Raw genomic sequence first — 18,650 nt, 5'->3', positions numbered from 1 at the left:
CGGTGAGGCCCACTCATGTCCGGTGGGGCCTGCTCGTGTCCGGTGGGGCCTGCTCATGTCCGGCGGGGCCTGCTCATGTATGCCGGGCCCGCTCATGTCCGGGGGACGGGCTGCCGGCCGCTCGCCGCCGGCCGCTCGCCGCTCAGCGTGCGCGCAGTTCCTTCGGCGGGGTCCGCTTCTCGTCGACCTTCTCGACGCGCTGCAGTTCGCCCCACACGATGTACCGGTAGCGGCTGGTGAACACCGGGGTGCAGGTGGTCAGGGTGATGTACTTGCCGGCCTTCTTGCGGCCGGACTCCTTGGGGATTGGGGCGAGGACCTCGACGTTGTACTTGGAGGTCTCCGGGAGCAGGGCGTAGACCTTGTAGACGTACCAGTCGTCCTTGGTCTCGTAGACGATCGGGTCGCCCTTCTCGATCTTGTGGATGTCGTGGAACTTCGCCCCGTGTCCGTCCCGGTGTGCGGCGAGCGAGAAGTTGCCGTTCTTGCCGCTGGTGGGCAGGGCGGCCTTCACCGGGTCGGTGTAGTAGCCGGCGACACCGTCGTTGAGGAGGTCGGTGTCGGTGCCCTTCTTGATCAGGATCTCGTCGCCGCTCATCGTCGGGACGTGCAGGAACCCGATGCCGTCCTTGGTGTCCAGCGCGCCGGGACCGCCCTCGGCGCCCTCGGCCCAGTGATCACGGACCTTGTCGCCCTCCTGGTCGGCCTTGCGGTCGGCGAGGACGTTGGTCCACCACAGGGAGTAGACGACGAAGAGGCCGAGCACCAGCCCGGCCGTGATGAGGAGTTCACCGAAGACACTGACCGCCATGGCGATCCGGCCGGGCCTGCGGCGCGGGCGCGCGGGCGCCGGCTCGGGTGCCTCGGTGTGCTGCTCGGTGTCGTCGGTGGTCGCTGCCACTGTCATCTGCCCTTAACTGACGAGCGCATCCGGTTTGCCCTTGCTGCGCGGCCGTTCCTCGACCATCTTGCCCCACACGATCAGCCGGTACTTGCTGGTGAACTCCGGCGTGCAGGTCGTCAGGGTGATGTAGCGGCCCGGCTCGGTGAAACCCGCGTCCTTGGGGATCGGGTCGAGGACGCTGATGTTGCCGGGCGAGGTCACCGGGAGCACCGAGGCCATCTTGTAGACGTAGTACGTGTCCTGGGTCTCGACCACGATGGGATCGCCCGGCTTGAGTTTGTTGATGTAGCGGAACGGCTCGCCGTGGGTGTTGCGGTGGCCCGCGAGCCCGAAGTTGCCGCTCTTGTCGCCCGGCATGGCGGTCTTCAGCTGACCGTCGGCGTAGTGGCCGACCATGCCCTTGTCCAGCACCCGCTTGCTGCTGGTGCCCTCGGCGACCGGCACGACCACGTCCAGGGTGGGCATCCGCAGTATGGCGAAGCCCTGGCCCGGTTCGAAGGAGCCGGGGTTGCGTTCGCCGTTGGCCCAGTCCTCCTGGAGGTCGCTGGCCTCCTTGCCGGCGGCGGCGTGGGCGCGGACGTTGGTCCACCAGAGCTGGTAGGTGACGAACAGGAGCATCAGGACGCCGGTGGTGATGAACACCTCGCCGATGGCCCGGCTGGCGATCACGGCCGGCCCGGGCTTGCGGGCCCGCGCGAGCCGGCGGGCCTCGACGCGGGAGAGGGGGGCGCGGGGGGTGCCGTCGCCCGCTCCCGCGGCCGTTCCCTCGGCGTGGGCGCGGGTGGCGCCGCGGGCGGCGGGGGCGGCGGGGGTGGCTCGGGCGGCTCGGGTAGCGGGGGCACCGCGGGTGGCGGGGGTCCCTTGCCCGCCGCGACGCCCGTTACGCCGTTTGGCGGCCTTTCTGCGGGCCGCGCGACCGCCGGGGGCGGGAGAGGTGCCGGAGGGGGCGGCCGGGCCGCCAGCGGCCGATATGGGCCGCGTCGGCGGTTCGGCCACCCGCAGCGCGACGGTCTCGTCGTCGGGGGGCGGTCCGGGGGCGGGTGCCGGGCGGTCGACGGGTGACCGGCCGGGGGCGGATGTCCGACCTGCGGAGGGCGGCCCCGTGGCGGGCGGTGGCTCGGTGATGGGCGGGAGGATCTGCGTCTCGGCCACCGAGGAGCCGGGGTCGTACGGGGGGTGGTCGTAGGGCTGGGCGGAGCCGTCGTAGGAGCGGCGGGAGGCGTTGTCGCCGGGACCGGGGCCGGGGCCTTGGCGGGCGGGGTCGTGGTGGGCAGGGCCGCCAGGGCTGTGGCGGGCGGGGCCGCCGGCGTCGTGGCGGGCGGGGTCGTGGCGGGCGGGGTCGTGGTGGGGCGTCGCGTCCCTGAACGCCGAGGCGTCCCCGTATCCGGAGCTTTCTCCGTACGCGGGGCCGGACTCGCGCTCGGGGCGCAGCGCGGTCACGCCGTGGCCCTGCCCACCACCGGGGCCAGCCCCGCCGATCTGGCCACCGCGTCCCGGTCGCCGCACTCCACGAGCCAGTTGGCGAGCATCCGGTGGCCGTGCTCGGTCAGCACCGACTCGGGGTGGAACTGCACACCCTCGACGGGCAGGTCACGGTGGCGCAGCCCCATCACGATCCCGTCATGGGTGCGCGCGGTGATCTCCAGCTCGGCCGGGACGGTGGCGGGCTCGGCGGCCAGCGAGTGGTACCGGGTCGCGATGAACGGCGAGGGCAGCCCGGCGAAGACGCCCTTGCCTCCGTGCTCGACCGGCGAGGTCTTGCCGTGCAGCAGCTCGGGAGCGCGGTCCACGACACCGCCGTAGGCGACCTGCATGGACTGCATGCCGAGGCAGACACCGAAGACGGGGACGCCGGTGGCGGCGCAGTGGCGGACCATGTCGACGCAGACGCCGGCCTGCTCGGGGGTGCCGGGGCCGGGGGAGAGGAGCACGCCGTCGAAGCCGTCCTGGGCGTGGGCGGTGGCGACCTCGTCGTTGCGCAGAACTTCGCACTCGGCGCCGAGCTGGTAGAGGTACTGGACCAGGTTGAAGACGAAGCTGTCGTAGTTGTCCACGACGAGAATGCGCGCGCTCACTGGTTGTCCACCGTCACATCGTTGAAGGGAAGCAGCGGTTCGGCCCACGGGAACACGTACTGGAACAGGACGTAGACCACGGCCACGACGAGCACCAGTGAGAGCAGCGCCTTCACCCACGCGTTCCCCGGCAGATGCCGCCAGATCCAGCCGTACATGCCGCCTCTTCCGTCCCTTCGGTCGACCTACGGCACCAGTCCCCCGCCGTACCCGCACCAGACTAACGGCGGAGGGCCTCCGGTTTCCCGGCCTCCACAGGCTGGGTGGAGTCCAGATGCGCCCAGACGATCAGCCGGTGGCTGCGGCCCCACTCGGGTTCGCAGGTGGTGAGGGTGAGGTAGCGGCCCTCGCGGGTGTAGCCGGATTTCCTGGGCACAGGATCGATCACGGCGACGTCGGTCGGCAGGGTTTTGTAGGGACCTTTGTCGATCCGGTAGGTGAACCAGGTCGTCCCGTCGGTCAGTACGACCGCGTCCCCGGGCCTCAGTCCCGGGAAGTCCTTGAAGGGGTCGCCGTACGTACGCCGGTGTCCGGCCACCGAGAAGTTCCCCTTCTCCCCGAGCCGCGCGGTGGAGGCGTAGTGCCCGAGCCCCTTCTTCAGGGTGTCGGTGCCGGTGCCCTCAAGGACGGGCTTGTTCCACGTGAAACCAAGCCGCGGAATGTACATGATCGCAAACGGTTCGCCGCTTTTGTACGTTTTCTGCGCCGGTGGGTCGCTCACCGGGGAGCCCGGCGCCGACTGCGGCGGGGCGGTGCCGGTGCCCCCCGGCGGGGTGGTGGCGCCCGCGCCCCCCTGAGGTGGGGCGGGGCCGGTGTCTCCCTGGGCCCACGCGTCCTGGAGCCGGTCGATCTGGTCGTCCATGGCGCCGTCGGCCTTGATCCCGGTCCAGAAGACGACATACGTGACGAAGAGCACGATCAGGGTGCCCGCCGTGATGCAGAGTTCGCTGACCGTCCTGACGACAACGCGCACCGGCGGCTCCAGTAAGACCGGCGGCTCCTGGGGAGACGCTTACTCCACGGGCTGGGCGTAGTGCAGATCCACTGTGCCCGAGTAGCCGGGAAGAGTCACCGCCCCGTCGTCCTCCACTTTCCAGCCGAGCCCGTAGACGTTGACGTACACCATGTAGTTCTGGATCGCGGGGCTCTCGCTGAGCGCCTGCTTCAGCTTCTCCGGGTCCCCCACGGCGGTGATCTTGTAGGGCGGTGAGTAGACCCGGCCCTGGAGGATCAGGGTGTTGCCGACGCAGCGCACGGCGCTGGTGGAGATCAGCCGCTGGTCCATGACCTTGATGCCCTCGGCGCCGCCCTGCCAGAGCGCGTTCACCACGGCCTGGAGGTCCTGCTGGTGGATGACCAGGTAGTCGGGCTGCGGCTCAGGATAGCCGGGGAGCTTGGCGGTGGCGCCGGGCGGGGCGTCGTTCAGCGTGACGGTGAGGGCCTCGCCGGTCAGCTCCTGGGTGCCGGCGTCCTTCTCCAGGGCGGTGAGCTTGTCGTCCTCCGCCTGGGTACGGCCGTCGTCGCGCTCGGCGAGGGAATCGACCCGGTCGCGCAGGGCGGCGTTGGCCTCGCCCTGCTCACCGTTGTCCCGGCTGCGCTCCTGGATCAGGTCGGAGAGCTTCAGCAGCGAGGCGTCGGTGCGGATATTGGTGCCCTTGGCCGTGTTGAAGCTGGTGAAGAAGATCAGGCCGGCGAGGGCGAAGACCCCGACCGTGAGGACCCGTACCGGGCGGAAACGCCCCCGATGGGCGGCGTTCGTTCCGGTCTCGGGGGAGTCGGCGGAATTGCTCAACGTACCCTTACTCTCCTTCGGCGCCGCGGAAGCACTACGCTAACGGACGCCCGGGGGAGCACTCAGTGTCCCCTTGTACGCTGCCCCGAGCCCGACCCGAGTTCCCTGCGCGGCCACGCAGCGCATCGACAGGAGAGACCCTCGTGCCGAAGTCACGTATCCGCAAGAAGGCCGATTACACGCCGCCCGCGTCCTCGAAGCAGGCGACGACCATCAAGCTGAACAGCCGCTCCTGGGTCGCCCCCGTCATGCTGGCGATGTTCCTGATCGGCTTGGCGTGGATCGTCGTTTTCTACGTCACCGACGGCGAACTCCCCATCAGCCAGCTGAGCAACTGGAACATCGTGGTCGGCTTCGGCTTCATCGCCGCCGGATTCGGTGTCTCCACCCAGTGGAAGTAGCTCTGATGTAGCTCTGCCCAGGGGTATCCGCTGAGTTATCCACAGCCCTTGCGGAATTTCCACATCTCACCTGGGGAAAAGACGAAGATCTGTGGATAACCTCTGGCGGGTTGACGCCGGTACGACCGTCACACGACCCTTCGGAAACCTGTTCGCCCCCTGCCTGACCTGCATAAACGCAGGTCGGTGACAGGGGGCACAGCTGTTCCCGTACCGTATGCACAAGATCGGGCACACGCTGTGGACAACAGCCGGGGCCACCCGGCTCAGGTGAGCTGGAAGGTTCTCAGCAGCGTGAGGGCGATCACCGCGACCAGCACCAGCCCACAGGTGCCGTACTGCACCAGGGCCCGGCGCTCACGCGGGGCGTGCACCATCGCGTACCCGACGACCACCCCGGCCACCAGACCGCCGATGTGCGCCTCCCAGGCGATACCGGACCAGGTGAAGGTGAAGATCAAGTTGATCGCCAGCAGGGCGAGCACGGGCCGCATGTCGTAGTTCAGCCGGCGCATCAGCACCGCCGTGGCGCCGAACAGACCGAAGATCGCACCCGAGGCACCGAGCGAGCCCTCGGAGGGCGAGGCCAGCAGATAGGTCAGGGCGCTGCCCGCCAGACCCGAGACCAGGTACAGCGCGAGATAGCGGACCCGGCCGAGCGCCGCCTCCAGGGGACCGCCGAGCCACCACAGGCTCAGCATGTTGAAGGCGATGTGCCAGATCTCCTCGTGCGTGAACATCGAGGTCACCAGGCGGTACCACTCGCCCTCCGCGACCCCCTCCGTCGGCATCCACGGCGCCGGCGGCCACTGCCCGATCAGCACCAGGCTGTTCAGCAGGGAGTTGTTCATCTGCACCGCGAGGAACACGGCGAGGTTGATGACGATCAGGATCTTGGTGAACAGCCGCGGATCCGCCGCGATCGTGCCGCCCGCGATCGTACGGGGCAGGGTGGCGGTCGGGGCATGACCGGTACCGGACCCGTCGCGCACACACTCCGGGCACTGGAAGCCGACGGAGGCACTGATCATGCACTCCGGGCATATCGGGCGCTCGCAGCGGGTGCAGCGCACCCCGGTCTCCCGGTCCGGATGCCGGTAGCACGTCGGCAGGCTCGGTGCGGGCTGGGGAGCCTGCTCCCCCGGGCCCTGCGGGCTGCCTGGCGCCTGGTCCATGCGTACCCCTCACGTGTCATCTGCGGGCCGACGGGCCTGCGGGCAATAGGACGCCCCGCCCATCATTACGGATGAGCGGGGCTGTGAGTTCCCTACGGCCGGGTCAGGCCGAGCGGGACTCGATGACGACCGACTCGATCACCACGTCCTTCAGCGGACGGTCGGTGCGCGGGTTGGTCTGCGTGGTCGCGATGGTGTCCACGACCTTCTGACCGGCCGCGTCCGTGACCTCGCCGAAGATGGTGTGCTTGCCGCTCAGCCAGGCCGTCGGGGCGACCGTGATGAAGAACTGCGAGCCGTTGGTGCCCGGACCGGCGTTGGCCATGGCCAACAGGTACGGCTTGGTGAACTTCAGCTCCGGGTGGAACTCGTCCTTGAACTTGTAGCCGGGACCACCGGTGCCATTGCCCAGCGGGTCACCGCCCTGGATCATGAAACCCTCGATCACCCGGTGGAAGACCGTGCCGTCGTAGAGCTTCTCCGAGGACCGCTGGCCCGTGGCGGGATGGGTCCACTCGCGCTCGCCCTGGGCGAGCTCGACGAAGTTCCTGACCGTCTCCGGCGCGTGGTCCGGGAAGAGCCGGATCTCGATGTCGCCGTGATTCGTCTTCAGGGTGGCGTAAAGCTGCTCGGCCACGATCTGCCTTCCGTTGTCTTCCTGTGACTCCCCGATCCTCGCACGGACCGCGCCTCACGTCGCCCGCCACCCTGTACCCGCACCGCACACAGGCGCATCCGTACCCAATTCGCGCCCGCCCGCCCCGGGACCCACGCACACCACGACGATCCGTGGCATGGTCTACGACAAGCTCCTGTTAACCCCCTATTCATCCGTATCCCTCTCTGCCTCTTCAGCATGAACAGGGCCCGGCCGGGAAGCAGAGACCATCCGGACCGGACCCGGACGTGACCCGGATGCCCGCCCGCGCATGCTTCGCGTCCGCCCAGCAGGCATGATCCGTAAAAGGGTGGAAAGTCGAAATACCGTACGCCACCGAGGAGGAGGATCCCGTGACCCGCATCGACAGCGTGCGCACCGCAACCGGCTCGGCGAAGGACAGCGTGCTGCACGCCGCGGAAGTGGTGGCGCCCTACGCCGACACGGCCAAGGACAAGGCCGCGTACTACGCGGCGGAAGCACGCGGCCGGCTGGCGCCCAAGGTGTCGCAGGCCGCCGAACAGGCCCGCGCGCAGTACGAGGCCCATCTCGTCCCACGCCTGGAACAGGCCCGTACCCATGTGCCGCCCAAGGTCGACCAGGCCGCGCAGGAGGCCGCCGTCCGTGCCCGGGTCGCCGCCCGGCAGGCCGCCGACTACTCCCGGCCCCGGATCGAGCAGGCCGTGGCCGCCGCCGTCCCCGTCAAGGACGAGGCCGCCACCCGGGGCGCCGCCGCCATCGCCGCCCTGCGCAATCACGTCACCGCCGAGGACATCGAGAAACTCGCCCGCAAGCACGCACGCCGCGGCAAGGCCGGCCGCGCGGCGAAGGCGGTACTGATCCTGGGTGTGCTCGCGGGCGGCGCCTTCGCCGCCTGGAAGTGGTGGGACAAGCAGGCCAACCCCGACTGGCTGGTGGAACCCCCGGCCGCCACCGAGGTTCCGGAGACGGTCGACGGCAGCGGCCGATCCGCCCTCGACCCCGAGGTCCAGGCCAAGGAGGCCGAGGAGGAAGCAGCCAAGCACGACAAGGACCACTGAGCTACGAGGGCACCGCTCAGCGACGTGGTCCGCTCAGCGACGTGGTCCGCTGAGGAAAGAGGTCCGCTGAGCGGCGAAGACCACTGAGTGACAAGGTCCGCTGGAGTGACAAGGTCCGCTGGAGCGACGAGGTGCGCTGGAGCGACGAGGTGCGCTGAATAACGAGGGCTGCTGAGCAACGAGGGCCGCTGGGCGCGGGACCTGACCGCGAGGGTTCGTTCCCGGGTCGCGGCAACTCAACTCCACCCGTGGGGCGGGAGACTTGAACGTCTCCCGCCCCACGGTGCTGTTTCACGTGAAACCGCCGCCCCCGAGCAGCCGCCCCACCTCGTCACTTTCCGAGTACACCCTCGATGACTTTTGCAACGCCCGACATGTGCAGGTTCCGTACAGACTTATTGACGCTACGCATCACAACAGCTACACACAGGCCGCTGGCCTGCTGATTACAAGGACTCCGGGCGACGCCCGCACTACTGACACTCCAAGGCGAAAGCCCCGGGGTCCCCCACACCCCCTCCACAGCAAATATTTGCGCAAACTTCAGCAATGTCTTCGCGGGCTCCGGACGCGGGTGGAACCAGGCGGGACGAAGGGCGCGACCGGAGCGTAGAAGCAGACGCAGAAGCGGGCGCAGAAGCGGGCGCAGAGGCAGGGCGGATGCGGGGCCACAGCCAGGCAGAGGCGTACAGGGGTGGGACAGGGATGGGGCAGGAACGAGGATCGTGGCGAGGCGGACGCCAGGGTGGGGGCGAAGGCGGAGGCGAGGCAGAAAGAAGACCGGTCGGACGCCCTGAGGGACATCCGACCGGTCGGATCTGTGGAGCCTAGGGGAGTCGAACCCCTGACATCTGCCATGCAAAGACAGCGCTCTACCAACTGAGCTAAGGCCCCGGAAGAGAGGCGTCCACACCGATCGACCACACATCGGCAGGCGCCGCAGACCAGAGTACCGGGTCGCCCCCCGTTTCTCGCAAAAAGATTGGGGGGTCCCCGCAGGCAACCACTCTCCGTAAGATGCTCGACGTGGTTCGCTAGAGCGAACCGCCGTTTTTGGGGAAGCGATGGGGAGACGCAATGGACGCCGCACAGCAGGAAGCCACCGCAAGAGCGCGGGAACTGCAGCGGAACTGGTACGGAGAGCCACTGGGGGCGCTCTTCCGTAAGCTCATCGACGACCTGGGGCTCAACCAGGCTCGTCTCGCGGGGGTCCTGGGACTGTCCGCGCCGATGCTGTCCCAGCTGATGAGCGGTCAGCGGGCGAAGATCGGCAACCCGGCCGTGGTCCAACGGGTCCAGCTCCTCCAGGAGTTGTCCGGTCAGGTCGCCGACGGCAGCGTGAGCGCGGCCGAGGCCACCGCGCGCATGGACGAGATCAAGAAATCACAGGGGGGCTCCGTGCTCAGCAACACCACTCAGACGACGAGCAGTTCAGGTGCTCCCACCGTCAAGCGGGTGGTCCGCGAGATCCAGTCCCTGTTGCGGTCGGTCTCCGCCGCCGGTGACATCCTGGAGGCCGCCGAAACCCTCGCGCCCAGCCACCCGGAACTCGCCGAGTTCCTCCGCGTCTACGGTGCCGGCCGCACCTCGGACGCGGTCGCCCACTACCAGGCCCACCAGAACTGATCCGTCCCCCGGTCGCCGAACGGGGGTGCGGCGACCGGAACGGGGAAGCCGGTGAACGGGGGAGGACGGGAGGCGTCGTACCGCTTCTGTCGGGGGAGGCAGAGGGGGACGAGACACCGGGGCCGCCCGAGGGGAGGAGCTGCGCACAGCCATGGGTGAGGTCTTCGCCGCACGGTACGAACTGGTCGACCCGATCGGGCGCGGAGGGGTCGGCGCCGTCTGGCGTGCCTGGGACCATCGCCGGCGCCGCTATGTCGCCGCCAAGGTCCTCCAGCAGAGCGACGCCCACTCCCTGCTGCGGTTCGTCCGCGAGCAGGCGCTGCGGATCGACCACCCCCATGTACTCGCGCCCGCGAGCTGGGCCGCCGACGACGACAAGGTCCTGTTCACCATGGACCTGGTCGCGGGCGGCTCGCTGATCCATCTCGTCGGGGACTACGGGCCCATCCCGCCCGGGTTCGTCTGCACCCTCCTCGACCAACTGCTCTCCGGACTCGCCGCCGTCCACGCCGAAGGCGTGGTGCACCGGGACATCAAGCCCGCCAACATCCTGCTGGAGGCCACCGGCACCGCCCGCCCCAAGCTGCGGCTGTCGGACTTCGGCATCGCCATGCGCTTCGGCGAGCCCCGGCTGACCGAGACCAACCTCGTGGTCGGCACCCCCGGCTATCTCGCGCCCGAGCAGATGATGGGCGCCGAACCCGACTTCCCGGCCGACCTGTTCGCCGTAGGACTTGTGGCGCTCTATCTCCTGGAGGGGGCCAAGCCGGACGCCAAGGCGCTCATCCAGTACTTCGCCACGCACGGGACCCCGACTGCTCCCACGGGGATTCCCGAGCCGCTCTGGCAGGTCGTCGCCACGCTGCTCCAGCCCGACCCCGAGGCCCGCTTCCGCACCGCCAATGGGGCGCGCAAGGCCCTGGCCTCGGCCATGGAACTCCTGCCCGAGCCCGGTCCCGACGATGAGCAGATCGAGATCTTCGACCAACTCGGGCCCCTCCCGTCGGGCTTCGCCCCCGAGGGGCCACTGAAACAGGCGTCGGGGATCGGTCCTTGGTCGGTGGGAGGTGCGGGGGTGGTGCCGCCGGGGCCACCTTGGGTGCCGGGGGCACCGGGGGCACCGGGGGTGCCAGGGGTGCCGGGGGACGGGAGGGGAGCTGGGCTCGCTGGCAGCGGTCCGGGAGCTGGGACGGGAGCGGGGACAGGGGTTGGGGTTGGGGCGGGTGCGGGGGCGTCCTCCGGCCCTGGCCCTGGCTCCGGCTCCGGCTCCGGCTCCGGCTCCGGCGGGAGAGTGGGCCCGGGTGGTGTGGGTGGCGTGGGTGGCCCGGGTGGTGCTTCCGCCGGTCGGGCTGGAAGGGGTGGGGGCGCTGGTGGGGAGGGGGTGGCCGGTGGCGTCGGGGCGGCTGCCGTCGCCGGGGACACCGGGTCGTCCGGGGTGTGGCCCGGTACCGGGTCCGTGTCCCTCGACCCTCGCCGGCCTGCCGAGCGGCAGTCCTCCACTCCACCGCCGGTCAGCATGTCGGACACGGGGAGCTTCCATCTCCCACCGCCCCAGGACACGGGATCCCAGGTCCGGGAGCAGGCCCGCCCGGCGACACCTTCCCCGTACATCCCGCCACAGCCCGCTCACCAACCACAGCCGCATCCACAGCCACAGACCCATGCCCAGCCACAACCACACCCCACGCACCCCACGGAATCCACCCACGTCCTCACCCCCCACCCTCGTCCTGATCCCTCTACTTCTTCGTACACCGCTCAGGACCCGCAGGTTCCCACTCCGCCCCAGGCAGTTCCGCGTCACCGTGCCGACCGGCGCCGCAAGCGCCGTACCGGGCCGCCCGCCAGGGTCGCCGTCCCCGTGCTGCTCCTGGCCCTGGCCTGCTACGCCGTGGGTTTCTGGGCCCTGACCCGCATCTGAACAGGGGACGCGAGCAAGAAGTAAGAAGTAAGAAGAAAGGAATAAGGAGTAAAGGGTGGGGGGATTCACTGAGCGGCAGCGCTCAGGCGGGCGTCGTCCCGCGGCGGTCCGCTCCGTCCCGCCGCCCCCTGGCCGTCCACCACGCCAGCCAGGCCAGGAGCGCGCTGCCCGTTCCGATGCCGCCCACCGCGAGTGCCGTCATCGCGGTGTCGCCCCCCGCAGCGCCGCCGGCCGCACCGTCCGCGCCGTCCGCTGTCGAGGCCCCGCTCCCGTCGCCCCACCCGCCGACCGAGCCGACCGCGGTGAAGACGTCCCCCGGCACCGGCTCCCCCGCGTACTCCGGCGCGGAACGAGCCGCTCCGTCGATCCCCACCCGCAGCGTGAGCCCGAACGGCCCGTCGCCCAGTCGCTCGGCCACCTGCGCCGAAAGGTGCGCGACCAGGTAGTACGAGCCCGCGAACCGCATCCCGGAGACGCGTTCGGCGACGGCATGCCGGTTGGCGTACTCGACCGGCGGCAGTGGTTGCAGCGTGGCCGAGGTCTGCCGGCCGCTGTAGCCGGCGCTCGCGTCCTCGACCGGCGCGCGCACCGGGTTGTGCAGGGTGAGGTCCAGCGCGCCGGAGGTGTAGCGGGACGGCTCGCCCGAGCCGCTCAGCTCGGCCGTCGCCGAGAGTTGGGTGCCCCAGGCGACGGGGACCTCGTAGAAGAGGGTCTGTCCGGGCGCGATCGCGTCCTCCCAGACGCCCTCGCCCAGCGCGGTCGCCGAGGAGAAGCCCGCGCCGCCCGCGCGGCGGACCGCATCGCCGGTGACGGCTTGGGGAGGGGCGGAGTTCCAGCCCTTGGGCGCGTCCGAGGCGCCGGGTTCGGTCAGCGCCGGTTCGGTCACCACGGCCAGCTCCAGCTCCCAGCCGTCCGGCGCCGAGGAGGACGTAGAGACCCGTTCGACCACGACGTAGTACGTGCCCGCGCCCTCGCAGCGGGAGCCCGTCGGGGCGACCTCCCGCTCGCCCCACGCCACGATCGGGTGCGGGCTGCGGGCGGCGCCGATGGTCTCCGTGTCGGAGGAACAGGAGCGGCCGGCGGTGTCCTCGACGGAGACCCGGATGCCGTCCCCGGTGACGACGTCCGAGTCGCCGGGCGGTACGGCGGTGGTGGAGACGTACGTGGTGCTGGTCGCGTCCAGTTCCATGCGGAAGTAGCTCGTGCCGACGGCGGGGAGGGTGCTGCGGTAGGTCGCGCCGGGCCGCAGGCGTTCCGCGCCGGTCGTGGAGTCGGCGGGGTCCACGGTTCGGGCGTCCTCGGCGAAGGCGTAGTCACCGGAGCCGTCGCGCACCTCGTCCCTCTCGTACGTCCCCGAGTGGGCCGGATGGGCGGCCAACAGCGCCGCGGCCGTCCACAACGCCACCGTCGCACCCGTCCATGCCGTACGCCGCCGCCCTACCACGCGCCACCCCTCGCCGCCAGCCGGCCCGAACGGTACCGGGTTCCACCAGCGTCACCGACGTCTTGCACGCCGCGCCCCGGTCCGTGACTCGTACCCCGTACCCGGTACCCGGTCTGCCTCGGGCCCAGTGTTCCGGCGACCCGGCGCCACGGCGCCCGGTCCCCGTGCCTTGTCCGGGCCCATCCTGCCGCGCCGCACCGCCCCGTACACACAAAACCCCGACCGCGCGGGCGGTCGGGGTCTTTCAGTACCGGTCGTCGATCGTCGATCGCTCAGGACCGCTACCAGATGTCGATGCTCACGAACCCGTGGGCACGGAGTCAGTCGCCTCCGTCCACAGATCCTGCTCGGCGCGATCCGCCTGGATCTGGCGGTACACAAGGAGCCCGCCGATGGCGGCCAGTGCGACCAGGAGAAGCTTCTTCACCGCGCGACCTCGTCTTTCCTTGACGTAGGGGACCTCTGGCGCCCGACTATACACACCGGCCGATATCGGTACGTGACCTGTGGCGCCCCTCAACTACCTGCGGGAAGACCGCGATACGAGTGGACCACCGCATTCCGACCCGGAGGGTGATCACACCCCTACAGCCGGTCACTATGTCCCCACTTCCGCCCCCTCCTCCCCTTTCTGACGTCTTGCGTCCATCCGAGTGGTGTTCATCAGACGATGGACGCGTCACGGGCGTCGCTCCACCACTTCTCGATCCCCATACACATGATGAGGAAAGTACGCAAATCGCCCAACCTGAAAGTGAGGGGCCATGGCCGGCAAAAAGGTCATGAAGCTGTGGACCGCCGTCGTCACTGCCTTCATCGCGCTGTTCACGGCGCTCGGATTCGTCACCACGACCGCCGCGGCGGCGCTTCCGCAGACGCCGGAGACGCCGCGGACCGAAACGACGACGCGCCCCAGCGCCGAACCGGTCACCGCACCACCCATGGTGTCCCCCTGGGCCTGGGCCCATGCCCGGTCCCTGCCCCCCACGATGAAACAGCGCATCCGCGCGGAGGCCCACGGCAAGACTCCGAGTTGCCGACACCGCCCCCTGGCGGACACGGCCTCGGACACGACGGGCGGCTCGTCGGACCGCCACTGCGACGACCCCGACGAACAGGCCGACCCCGCCGACGCCGCCCGTACCGCCCCGCTCCTGCGCTGAGACACCCCGCACGACCTGCCCCTCGCGGCACAAAGCCCCTCCTGCAACACCAGCCCCTCCTTCACCGAGAACCTCCGAGCCCTCCAAGGCTCCGGGCCTCCAAGATTCCGGGCCTCCAAGATTCCGAGCCCCCCAGGCTCCGGACCTCCAAGGCTCCGGGTCCCCGAAGCTCCGGAACCCTCCGAGTCTCCGAGTCCTCCGAGTCCTCCGAGTCCTCCGAGTCCTCCGCAGTCCTCCGCAGTCCTCCGAGTCCCCGAGCAAGTCCACGGGACCCATCGAGGCTCCGCACGGACCCCTTGAGGCTCGTTCTCGGCCGCACCACAGGCGATCTTGCGTACGCGTACACGCAGCCCCACCGAAGGCCCGACCGCACCGAGCGGCCGGGCCTTCGTCGTCGTATCCCACGCCGGTTCCAGACGCCCCGTCACCCACCGACCTCCGAACCGCTGGGTACGGCGCACCCAAGCGTCCCTGGGAACGCCAGCGGCTCGATGCGCTGGGGCGGAGCCGACGGCCGGTGCAGGCCGTCACCGCGCTCACGGCCGTGGGCGCGGTGGGCCTGGCCGTGTGGCAGGTACTCGGCCGGTGAGCGGCCAGCCGGGGTGGAGTTCGGAGAAGTGGGCAAAATTCAGCATGCGGGAGGCAAGAGCGCAGGTGGGCGAGGGTATTCCCCGCACGAGCGGGGGTGGTCCCGTCCAAAATCCCCAACAGGCAGGGGCTGGAGGTAGTCCCCGCATGAGCGGGGGTCACGCCGATGATCGGCGTGAGTTGAACTGCTACGCCCCCCTTTGGCAACCCATCGCGGGCTGTGCAAGGGGGCAGTTCGGCGGGCCTTGGATCAGGCGTCGGGCCGTCGGCCAATGGCCAGCAGGTGGGAGCTGGCGGCGAGCAGTTCGGGATACGGCTCCGCCATGCGGGCTGCGGCGAGCGCCGAGTCAAATAGTGGGGTGTGACGGTAGTCGTCACCGGTGTTGCGCTCGGCCGCGGCAAGCATCGACCAGGCCGGGCCCTCGATGCCGAAGACTTCAGCGGCCTCGAAGCCAGAGGCAGCCGTCTCGGCGCGTAGCTGCTCACCGCTGTGGAAGTAGGCGGCGGTGAATGCCCTCTGCCCGTCGTGGATCTGCGAGGCGAGGATGCCTCCGATGCTCCGCTGCATGGCCTCCTTGTGGAGGTGTGCGAAAGCGGCGTGCTCGAACAGGCTGGAGTATCGGTTGATGCCCGCGGCTGCGAGGAGGCCGCCGGGCTTGAGTACGCGGTGGGCCTCGGCGAGGGCCTGTTCGCGGTCAGCGCGGTCGATCAGGTGGTACAGCGGGCCGAGCATGAGGACGACGTCGTACGACGCATCGGCAGCAGTGAGCTGGCGGGCATCCCCCAACTCGACGGTGGCGCCCGTCTTCTCGGCCTGCTCGATGTGCCGGGCGACCGGGTCGACCAGGTGCACGCGGTAGCCGTCCTCAACGAGCCAGCGGGCATGGGCCCCAGGGCCACCGCCGACATCGAGGATCCGGGCGGGCGGTGGGGGGAGGTAGCGGCGAAGGAGTTCCTGGGTGCGTACCATCTCCAGTCTGCCGTCGGCCGTCGTGCTCAGCCGGTCCTCCTCGGCGGCTGACGTGTAGTACCGCACGATCTCCGGAGCTACCTCGGTTCCCGTCATGGGGGCATTCTGGGGGTCGACCGGTGGACCAGTCCAGTGATCGGAAGTGCCCCATGCCGTTGTTGAAGTACGAGCAGATCGCGGATGACCTCAGAAGCCGGGTCGCGAACGGCGAGTTCGGACCTGGCGACCTCCTGCCGTCCAGCCGTGACCTTGCCGAACAGTGGAACGTCTCCAGGGCCACGGTCGTCAAGGCGTACGACGTGCTGCGCAACGACGGCGTCGTGGTCGCCCGCCAGGGCGCGGGTTTCACCGTGGCGGAAACGCCGGTCGCACGGCCGGCTGGTGGACGCCGGGCCGACTCCGCTCGGGTCTCAGGTGCGCCGTACCGCCGGCTCGGAGTACCCGACCGGGTCGTGCCGCCTGTTCAGGTCCGGGAAGCCCTTGGGCTGGGTGCCGATCAGCCTGCGCTGCGGCGGATGCGGCTGGTGCTCATGGACGACGCCACGCCCGGCACTCTGGTGACGGCGTGGTTCCCGCTGGACATCGCCGATGCCGCTCCGCGGTTGGCCAAACCTGGGCCGATCACCGAAGGCACGACCCACTACGTGCGTCGGGAGACCGGCCGCTCACCGGCCGAAGGCGTAGACGTCACCACGGTGCGCCTGGCGACCGAGGAAGAGGCCCGCCTTCTGGAAGTGGATCGGCCTGCGGCTGTCGCAGTGGTGCTGCATGTGGCCTACGACCAGGAAGGTCGACCGTTGGTGTGTGAAGTGGGCGTCACCGCGGCGGGCGTGTTCGAGGCGATCGATCGGTACCCCATGAGGTAGCGCAGTCTTCACCCATGACTTGACTGGACCGGTCCACCGGTCCAGTCTCTTTTTATGCGGTGCCCGCACCGTTATGACGCCTCGTCATGACGGTGCCCCGTGTGTCTGCTGATGGGAATCGGCATGCACCCCCGCGACCGCGCGACCGGTCCGGGGGCATGGCCACCAGCCTCAGAGGAGCTGACGACGTGAGTATTATCCCCAAGATCGTACGGCGGGTGCTGGACCTCTTAGTGCCCGGTCCGGGGAAGCGGCGGGCTGGATCCCGTCCGGCCCCCGCCCCTTCCCCGCAATGCGCGGGCGCCGCCCGCCCGGCCACCCCGCAGGTTCGCGTCCTGCGGTCCCCCTACGGACTCCACCAGCCCATCGACGGCGCGGGCACCGCACTCATCCGCCCCTACCTGATTGCCGCCGAGCGGGAGCGCGAGCAGCGGCAACGGCGGCGGACTGTCCTCGTACTCGCCACTGGCTTCGGCATCGACCTGGACCTCCACGTCATCGGTGCGAGGGGGGCAGTGCGATGAGCGGGCCCGCCGTAGAGGGGCGCCGGTCGGCGGAGTGCGCGCTGGCTGCCGCGCGGCCGGGGTACGAGCTGCTGCATGACGACTGCCGCCAGACGAAGGACGTGCCGTTGCCCCACGGCGGAGGCACGGCACTCGTCCCGCGCTGCACCTGCCCCTGCCACACACCGGACGGGAAGGGGGAGCGGTGAACGCGGGTACCAAGCCCGCTCCGGGCAGGTCGCGGATGACGATCGAGACGTACCGGGTCGGTGCGGACCGCAAGCCGAAGGGCCCGGTCGTACGACGTACCTACCGGGCAATCCCGGGTCCGCTCTCGGATGTCTCTCAGGCGTGGCCGCCATGCCGGTGTGCGCGCTGCCGCGACACGGGCGGGCTCTCGTGGCGCGGGCGGGAGGTGTGACATGCCGACGGCACCTGAAGCGCGGGAGCGGCGGATAGGTGAGGTGTGGGCGCAGTGGGACGACGGGCGTGACCCGCACGGGTTCCTCGTGCTGCCCGAGGGCAACACCCTCAACCGTGGGGCGCCCGGCGCCACCGAGGAAGCGTGCGGGCTGTTCGCCCGGCATCCGGGCGGCCACAGCTTCGAGTTCGCCGATCCGGTGCGGGAGGCGTTCGAGCGGTCGCCGCAGTACCGGCAGGCGATGGTGCCGTGGATGAGAGGACGCGCCGTGCGGAGCCGGATCCCCCGGACCATGCCACGGGCGCGCAGCACCCCACGCAGGAGTGGGCACCGCCCGCGTGAACGCCCCTCCGCCCGCCAGGCAGCAAGGCCCCGGGCGGAGGGAGCACCAACCGCCCGCCCGCCCCGCATCCATCCGGTGCCCCCGGCGGGGCGTGCAGCCCTCCCCACACCTGCCGACCCGAGCACCCATGCCAAGGGGGGAAGAGACCCGAACATGGACACCCCACACAGTCCGCCCCCCGGACCCGCAGAGAAAACGGATCAGCTCTCCACCGCGTTCACCGCGCTCAGGGCCGCCGAGACCGCACCGAGCACCGTCCGCGACCCCCTGGAGGCGACCCAGCAGACCCAGCCCCAGCAGCGCCGGGCCCACTGCTCCCGCACCGGAAGACACAGCGCCCACGACCCGCGCCGCCCATGAACGCCGCCGAATTCCTCCCCGTCCCCCGCACCACAGAGCTGACCACCGAGCAACTCAACGGGCAGCACTGCGTGTGGTGCGACCAGCCAGCCGTCGTGGACCTCGGGCCCCGAACAAGCGCCATCGACGGCCACATGCAGGGATGGCGACCCCGCGGCTGCCACACCTGCACCACACACGAGGCGACCCGAGTGCACCACATCCACAAGAGCGTCTGCCCCCGCTGCACCAGCCGCCGCTACTGCCCCAACGGCAACGCCCTCCACACCCTCACAGCCCTCACCCCTGCTCTGACCCCTACTCCACCCACAGCTCCCGCCCCAGGCCGGTGAATCCCGCCAAGCACCCCCGGCCCCGGGCGGGCCATCCTCTATCCCGCAGAGAGAAGGAAGGCGACCAG

The 18,650-nt window shown here is 70.2% G+C and carries 20 protein-coding genes and 1 tRNA gene; 9 read left to right on the top strand and 12 right to left on the bottom strand.

Annotated features, from left to right (window positions below):
• Positions 1-142: 142 nt before the first annotated feature.
• From ACIQNG_RS20335 to ACIQNG_RS20310, 6 genes are all read right to left on the bottom strand, one after another.
• Entirely contained in the window at positions 143-901 is a 759-nt protein-coding gene (locus ACIQNG_RS20335) for a class E sortase (protein WP_401437990.1), read from the bottom strand.
• A gap of 12 nt (positions 902-913) precedes the next feature.
• Positions 914-2,344 (bottom strand): class E sortase, encoded by a 1,431-nt coding sequence (locus tag ACIQNG_RS20330; RefSeq protein WP_401486621.1) that lies wholly within the window; start codon positions 2,342-2,344, stop codon positions 914-916.
• Positions 2,341-2,979 carry an aminodeoxychorismate/anthranilate synthase component II gene (locus tag ACIQNG_RS20325; protein WP_401437730.1) on the bottom strand — a complete coding sequence of 213 codons (639 nt, stop codon included), beginning with the start codon at positions 2,977-2,979 and terminating at the stop codon, positions 2,341-2,343. The genes ACIQNG_RS20330 and ACIQNG_RS20325 overlap by 4 nt, the downstream gene beginning before the upstream one ends.
• Complete coding sequence (locus tag ACIQNG_RS20320; protein WP_019324742.1) at positions 2,976-3,137, bottom strand: hypothetical protein; 162 nt, start codon at positions 3,135-3,137, stop codon at positions 2,976-2,978. The genes ACIQNG_RS20325 and ACIQNG_RS20320 overlap by 4 nt, the downstream gene beginning before the upstream one ends.
• A gap of 62 nt (positions 3,138-3,199) precedes the next feature.
• On the bottom strand, positions 3,200-3,952 hold the full coding sequence (locus ACIQNG_RS20315) for a class E sortase (protein WP_401486619.1): 753 nt from the start codon (positions 3,950-3,952) through the stop codon (positions 3,200-3,202).
• Between the two features lie 39 nt (positions 3,953-3,991).
• Entirely contained in the window at positions 3,992-4,771 is a 780-nt protein-coding gene (locus tag ACIQNG_RS20310; RefSeq protein WP_401437734.1) for a DUF881 domain-containing protein, read from the bottom strand.
• A gap of 143 nt (positions 4,772-4,914) precedes the next feature.
• Between ACIQNG_RS20310 and crgA the strand changes: the two genes are divergently transcribed.
• Entirely contained in the window at positions 4,915-5,172 is a 258-nt protein-coding gene (crgA, locus tag ACIQNG_RS20305) for a cell division protein CrgA (RefSeq protein ID WP_401437736.1), read from the top strand.
• Positions 5,173-5,438: 266 nt separating this feature from the next.
• Here crgA and ACIQNG_RS20300 read toward each other — a convergent pair whose 3' ends face one another.
• Positions 5,439-6,347 carry a rhomboid family intramembrane serine protease gene (locus ACIQNG_RS20300; RefSeq protein WP_401486617.1) on the bottom strand — a complete coding sequence of 303 codons (909 nt, stop codon included), beginning with the start codon at positions 6,345-6,347 and terminating at the stop codon, positions 5,439-5,441.
• A gap of 103 nt (positions 6,348-6,450) precedes the next feature.
• Positions 6,451-6,984 (bottom strand): peptidylprolyl isomerase, encoded by a 534-nt coding sequence (locus ACIQNG_RS20295; protein ID WP_401437741.1) that lies wholly within the window; start codon positions 6,982-6,984, stop codon positions 6,451-6,453.
• A 374-nt stretch (positions 6,985-7,358) separates the two neighbouring features.
• On the opposite strand from ACIQNG_RS20295, the gene ACIQNG_RS20290 reads away from it, so the two are divergent.
• Positions 7,359-8,045, top strand: coding sequence for a DUF5324 family protein (locus ACIQNG_RS20290; protein WP_401437743.1), 687 nt, complete (start codon positions 7,359-7,361; stop codon positions 8,043-8,045).
• A gap of 821 nt (positions 8,046-8,866) precedes the next feature.
• On the opposite strand, the gene ACIQNG_RS20285 is transcribed toward ACIQNG_RS20290, so the two are convergent.
• Positions 8,867-8,939 (bottom strand) — tRNA-Ala (locus ACIQNG_RS20285).
• 183 nt (positions 8,940-9,122) lie between these two features.
• Between ACIQNG_RS20285 and ACIQNG_RS20280 the strand changes: the two genes are divergently transcribed.
• Together ACIQNG_RS20280 and ACIQNG_RS20275 are read left to right on the top strand one after the other, a co-directional pair.
• Positions 9,123-9,671 carry a helix-turn-helix domain-containing protein gene (locus ACIQNG_RS20280; protein ID WP_401437751.1) on the top strand — a complete coding sequence of 183 codons (549 nt, stop codon included), beginning with the start codon at positions 9,123-9,125 and terminating at the stop codon, positions 9,669-9,671.
• 151 nt (positions 9,672-9,822) lie between these two features.
• The gene (locus tag ACIQNG_RS20275) at positions 9,823-11,592 is read left to right on the top strand and encodes a protein kinase (RefSeq protein ID WP_401486614.1); all 1,770 of its coding nucleotides are present in this window, start codon (positions 9,823-9,825) and stop codon (positions 11,590-11,592) included.
• 82 nt (positions 11,593-11,674) lie between these two features.
• Here the strand turns inward: ACIQNG_RS20275 and ACIQNG_RS20270 are convergent, their stop codons facing one another.
• Positions 11,675-12,997 carry a hypothetical protein gene (locus ACIQNG_RS20270; RefSeq protein WP_401486612.1) on the bottom strand — a complete coding sequence of 441 codons (1,323 nt, stop codon included), beginning with the start codon at positions 12,995-12,997 and terminating at the stop codon, positions 11,675-11,677.
• Between the two features lie 337 nt (positions 12,998-13,334).
• Positions 13,335-13,463, bottom strand: a complete 129-nt coding sequence (locus ACIQNG_RS20265; RefSeq protein ID WP_003999697.1) for a DLW-39 family protein — start codon at positions 13,461-13,463, stop codon at positions 13,335-13,337.
• 337 nt (positions 13,464-13,800) lie between these two features.
• On the opposite strand from ACIQNG_RS20265, the gene ACIQNG_RS20260 reads away from it, so the two are divergent.
• Positions 13,801-14,199 (top strand): DUF6344 domain-containing protein, encoded by a 399-nt coding sequence (locus ACIQNG_RS20260; RefSeq protein ID WP_401437760.1) that lies wholly within the window; start codon positions 13,801-13,803, stop codon positions 14,197-14,199.
• 838 nt (positions 14,200-15,037) lie between these two features.
• Here the strand turns inward: ACIQNG_RS20260 and ACIQNG_RS20255 are convergent.
• On the bottom strand, positions 15,038-15,853 hold the full coding sequence (locus ACIQNG_RS20255; RefSeq protein WP_401486610.1) for a class I SAM-dependent methyltransferase: 816 nt from the start codon (positions 15,851-15,853) through the stop codon (positions 15,038-15,040).
• 53 nt (positions 15,854-15,906) lie between these two features.
• Between ACIQNG_RS20255 and ACIQNG_RS20250 the strand changes: the two genes are divergently transcribed.
• The 4 genes from ACIQNG_RS20250 (at position 15,907) to ACIQNG_RS20235 (ending at position 18,582) form a co-directional block, all read left to right on the top strand.
• Positions 15,907-16,623: a GntR family transcriptional regulator gene (locus ACIQNG_RS20250; protein WP_401486609.1), complete on the top strand. Its 717-nt coding sequence runs from the start codon at positions 15,907-15,909 to the stop codon at positions 16,621-16,623.
• 188 nt (positions 16,624-16,811) lie between these two features.
• Positions 16,812-17,147 carry a hypothetical protein gene (locus ACIQNG_RS20245; protein WP_401486607.1) on the top strand — a complete coding sequence of 112 codons (336 nt, stop codon included), beginning with the start codon at positions 16,812-16,814 and terminating at the stop codon, positions 17,145-17,147.
• Between the two features lie 401 nt (positions 17,148-17,548).
• Entirely contained in the window at positions 17,549-18,250 is a 702-nt protein-coding gene (locus tag ACIQNG_RS20240) for a hypothetical protein (RefSeq protein ID WP_401486605.1), read from the top strand.
• On the top strand, positions 18,247-18,582 hold the full coding sequence (locus ACIQNG_RS20235; RefSeq protein ID WP_401486603.1) for a hypothetical protein: 336 nt from the start codon (positions 18,247-18,249) through the stop codon (positions 18,580-18,582). Before ACIQNG_RS20240 ends, ACIQNG_RS20235 begins: the two co-directional genes overlap by 4 nt.
• Positions 18,583-18,650: the final 68 nt, after the last annotated feature.

It is taken from the genome of Streptomyces sp. NPDC091377, assembly GCF_044757045.1.
Lineage (GTDB): Bacteria > Actinomycetota > Actinomycetes > Streptomycetales > Streptomycetaceae > Streptomyces.
The sequence above is the reverse complement of the archived record's forward strand: the minus strand, read 5'-3'. Positions and strand labels throughout refer to the sequence as shown.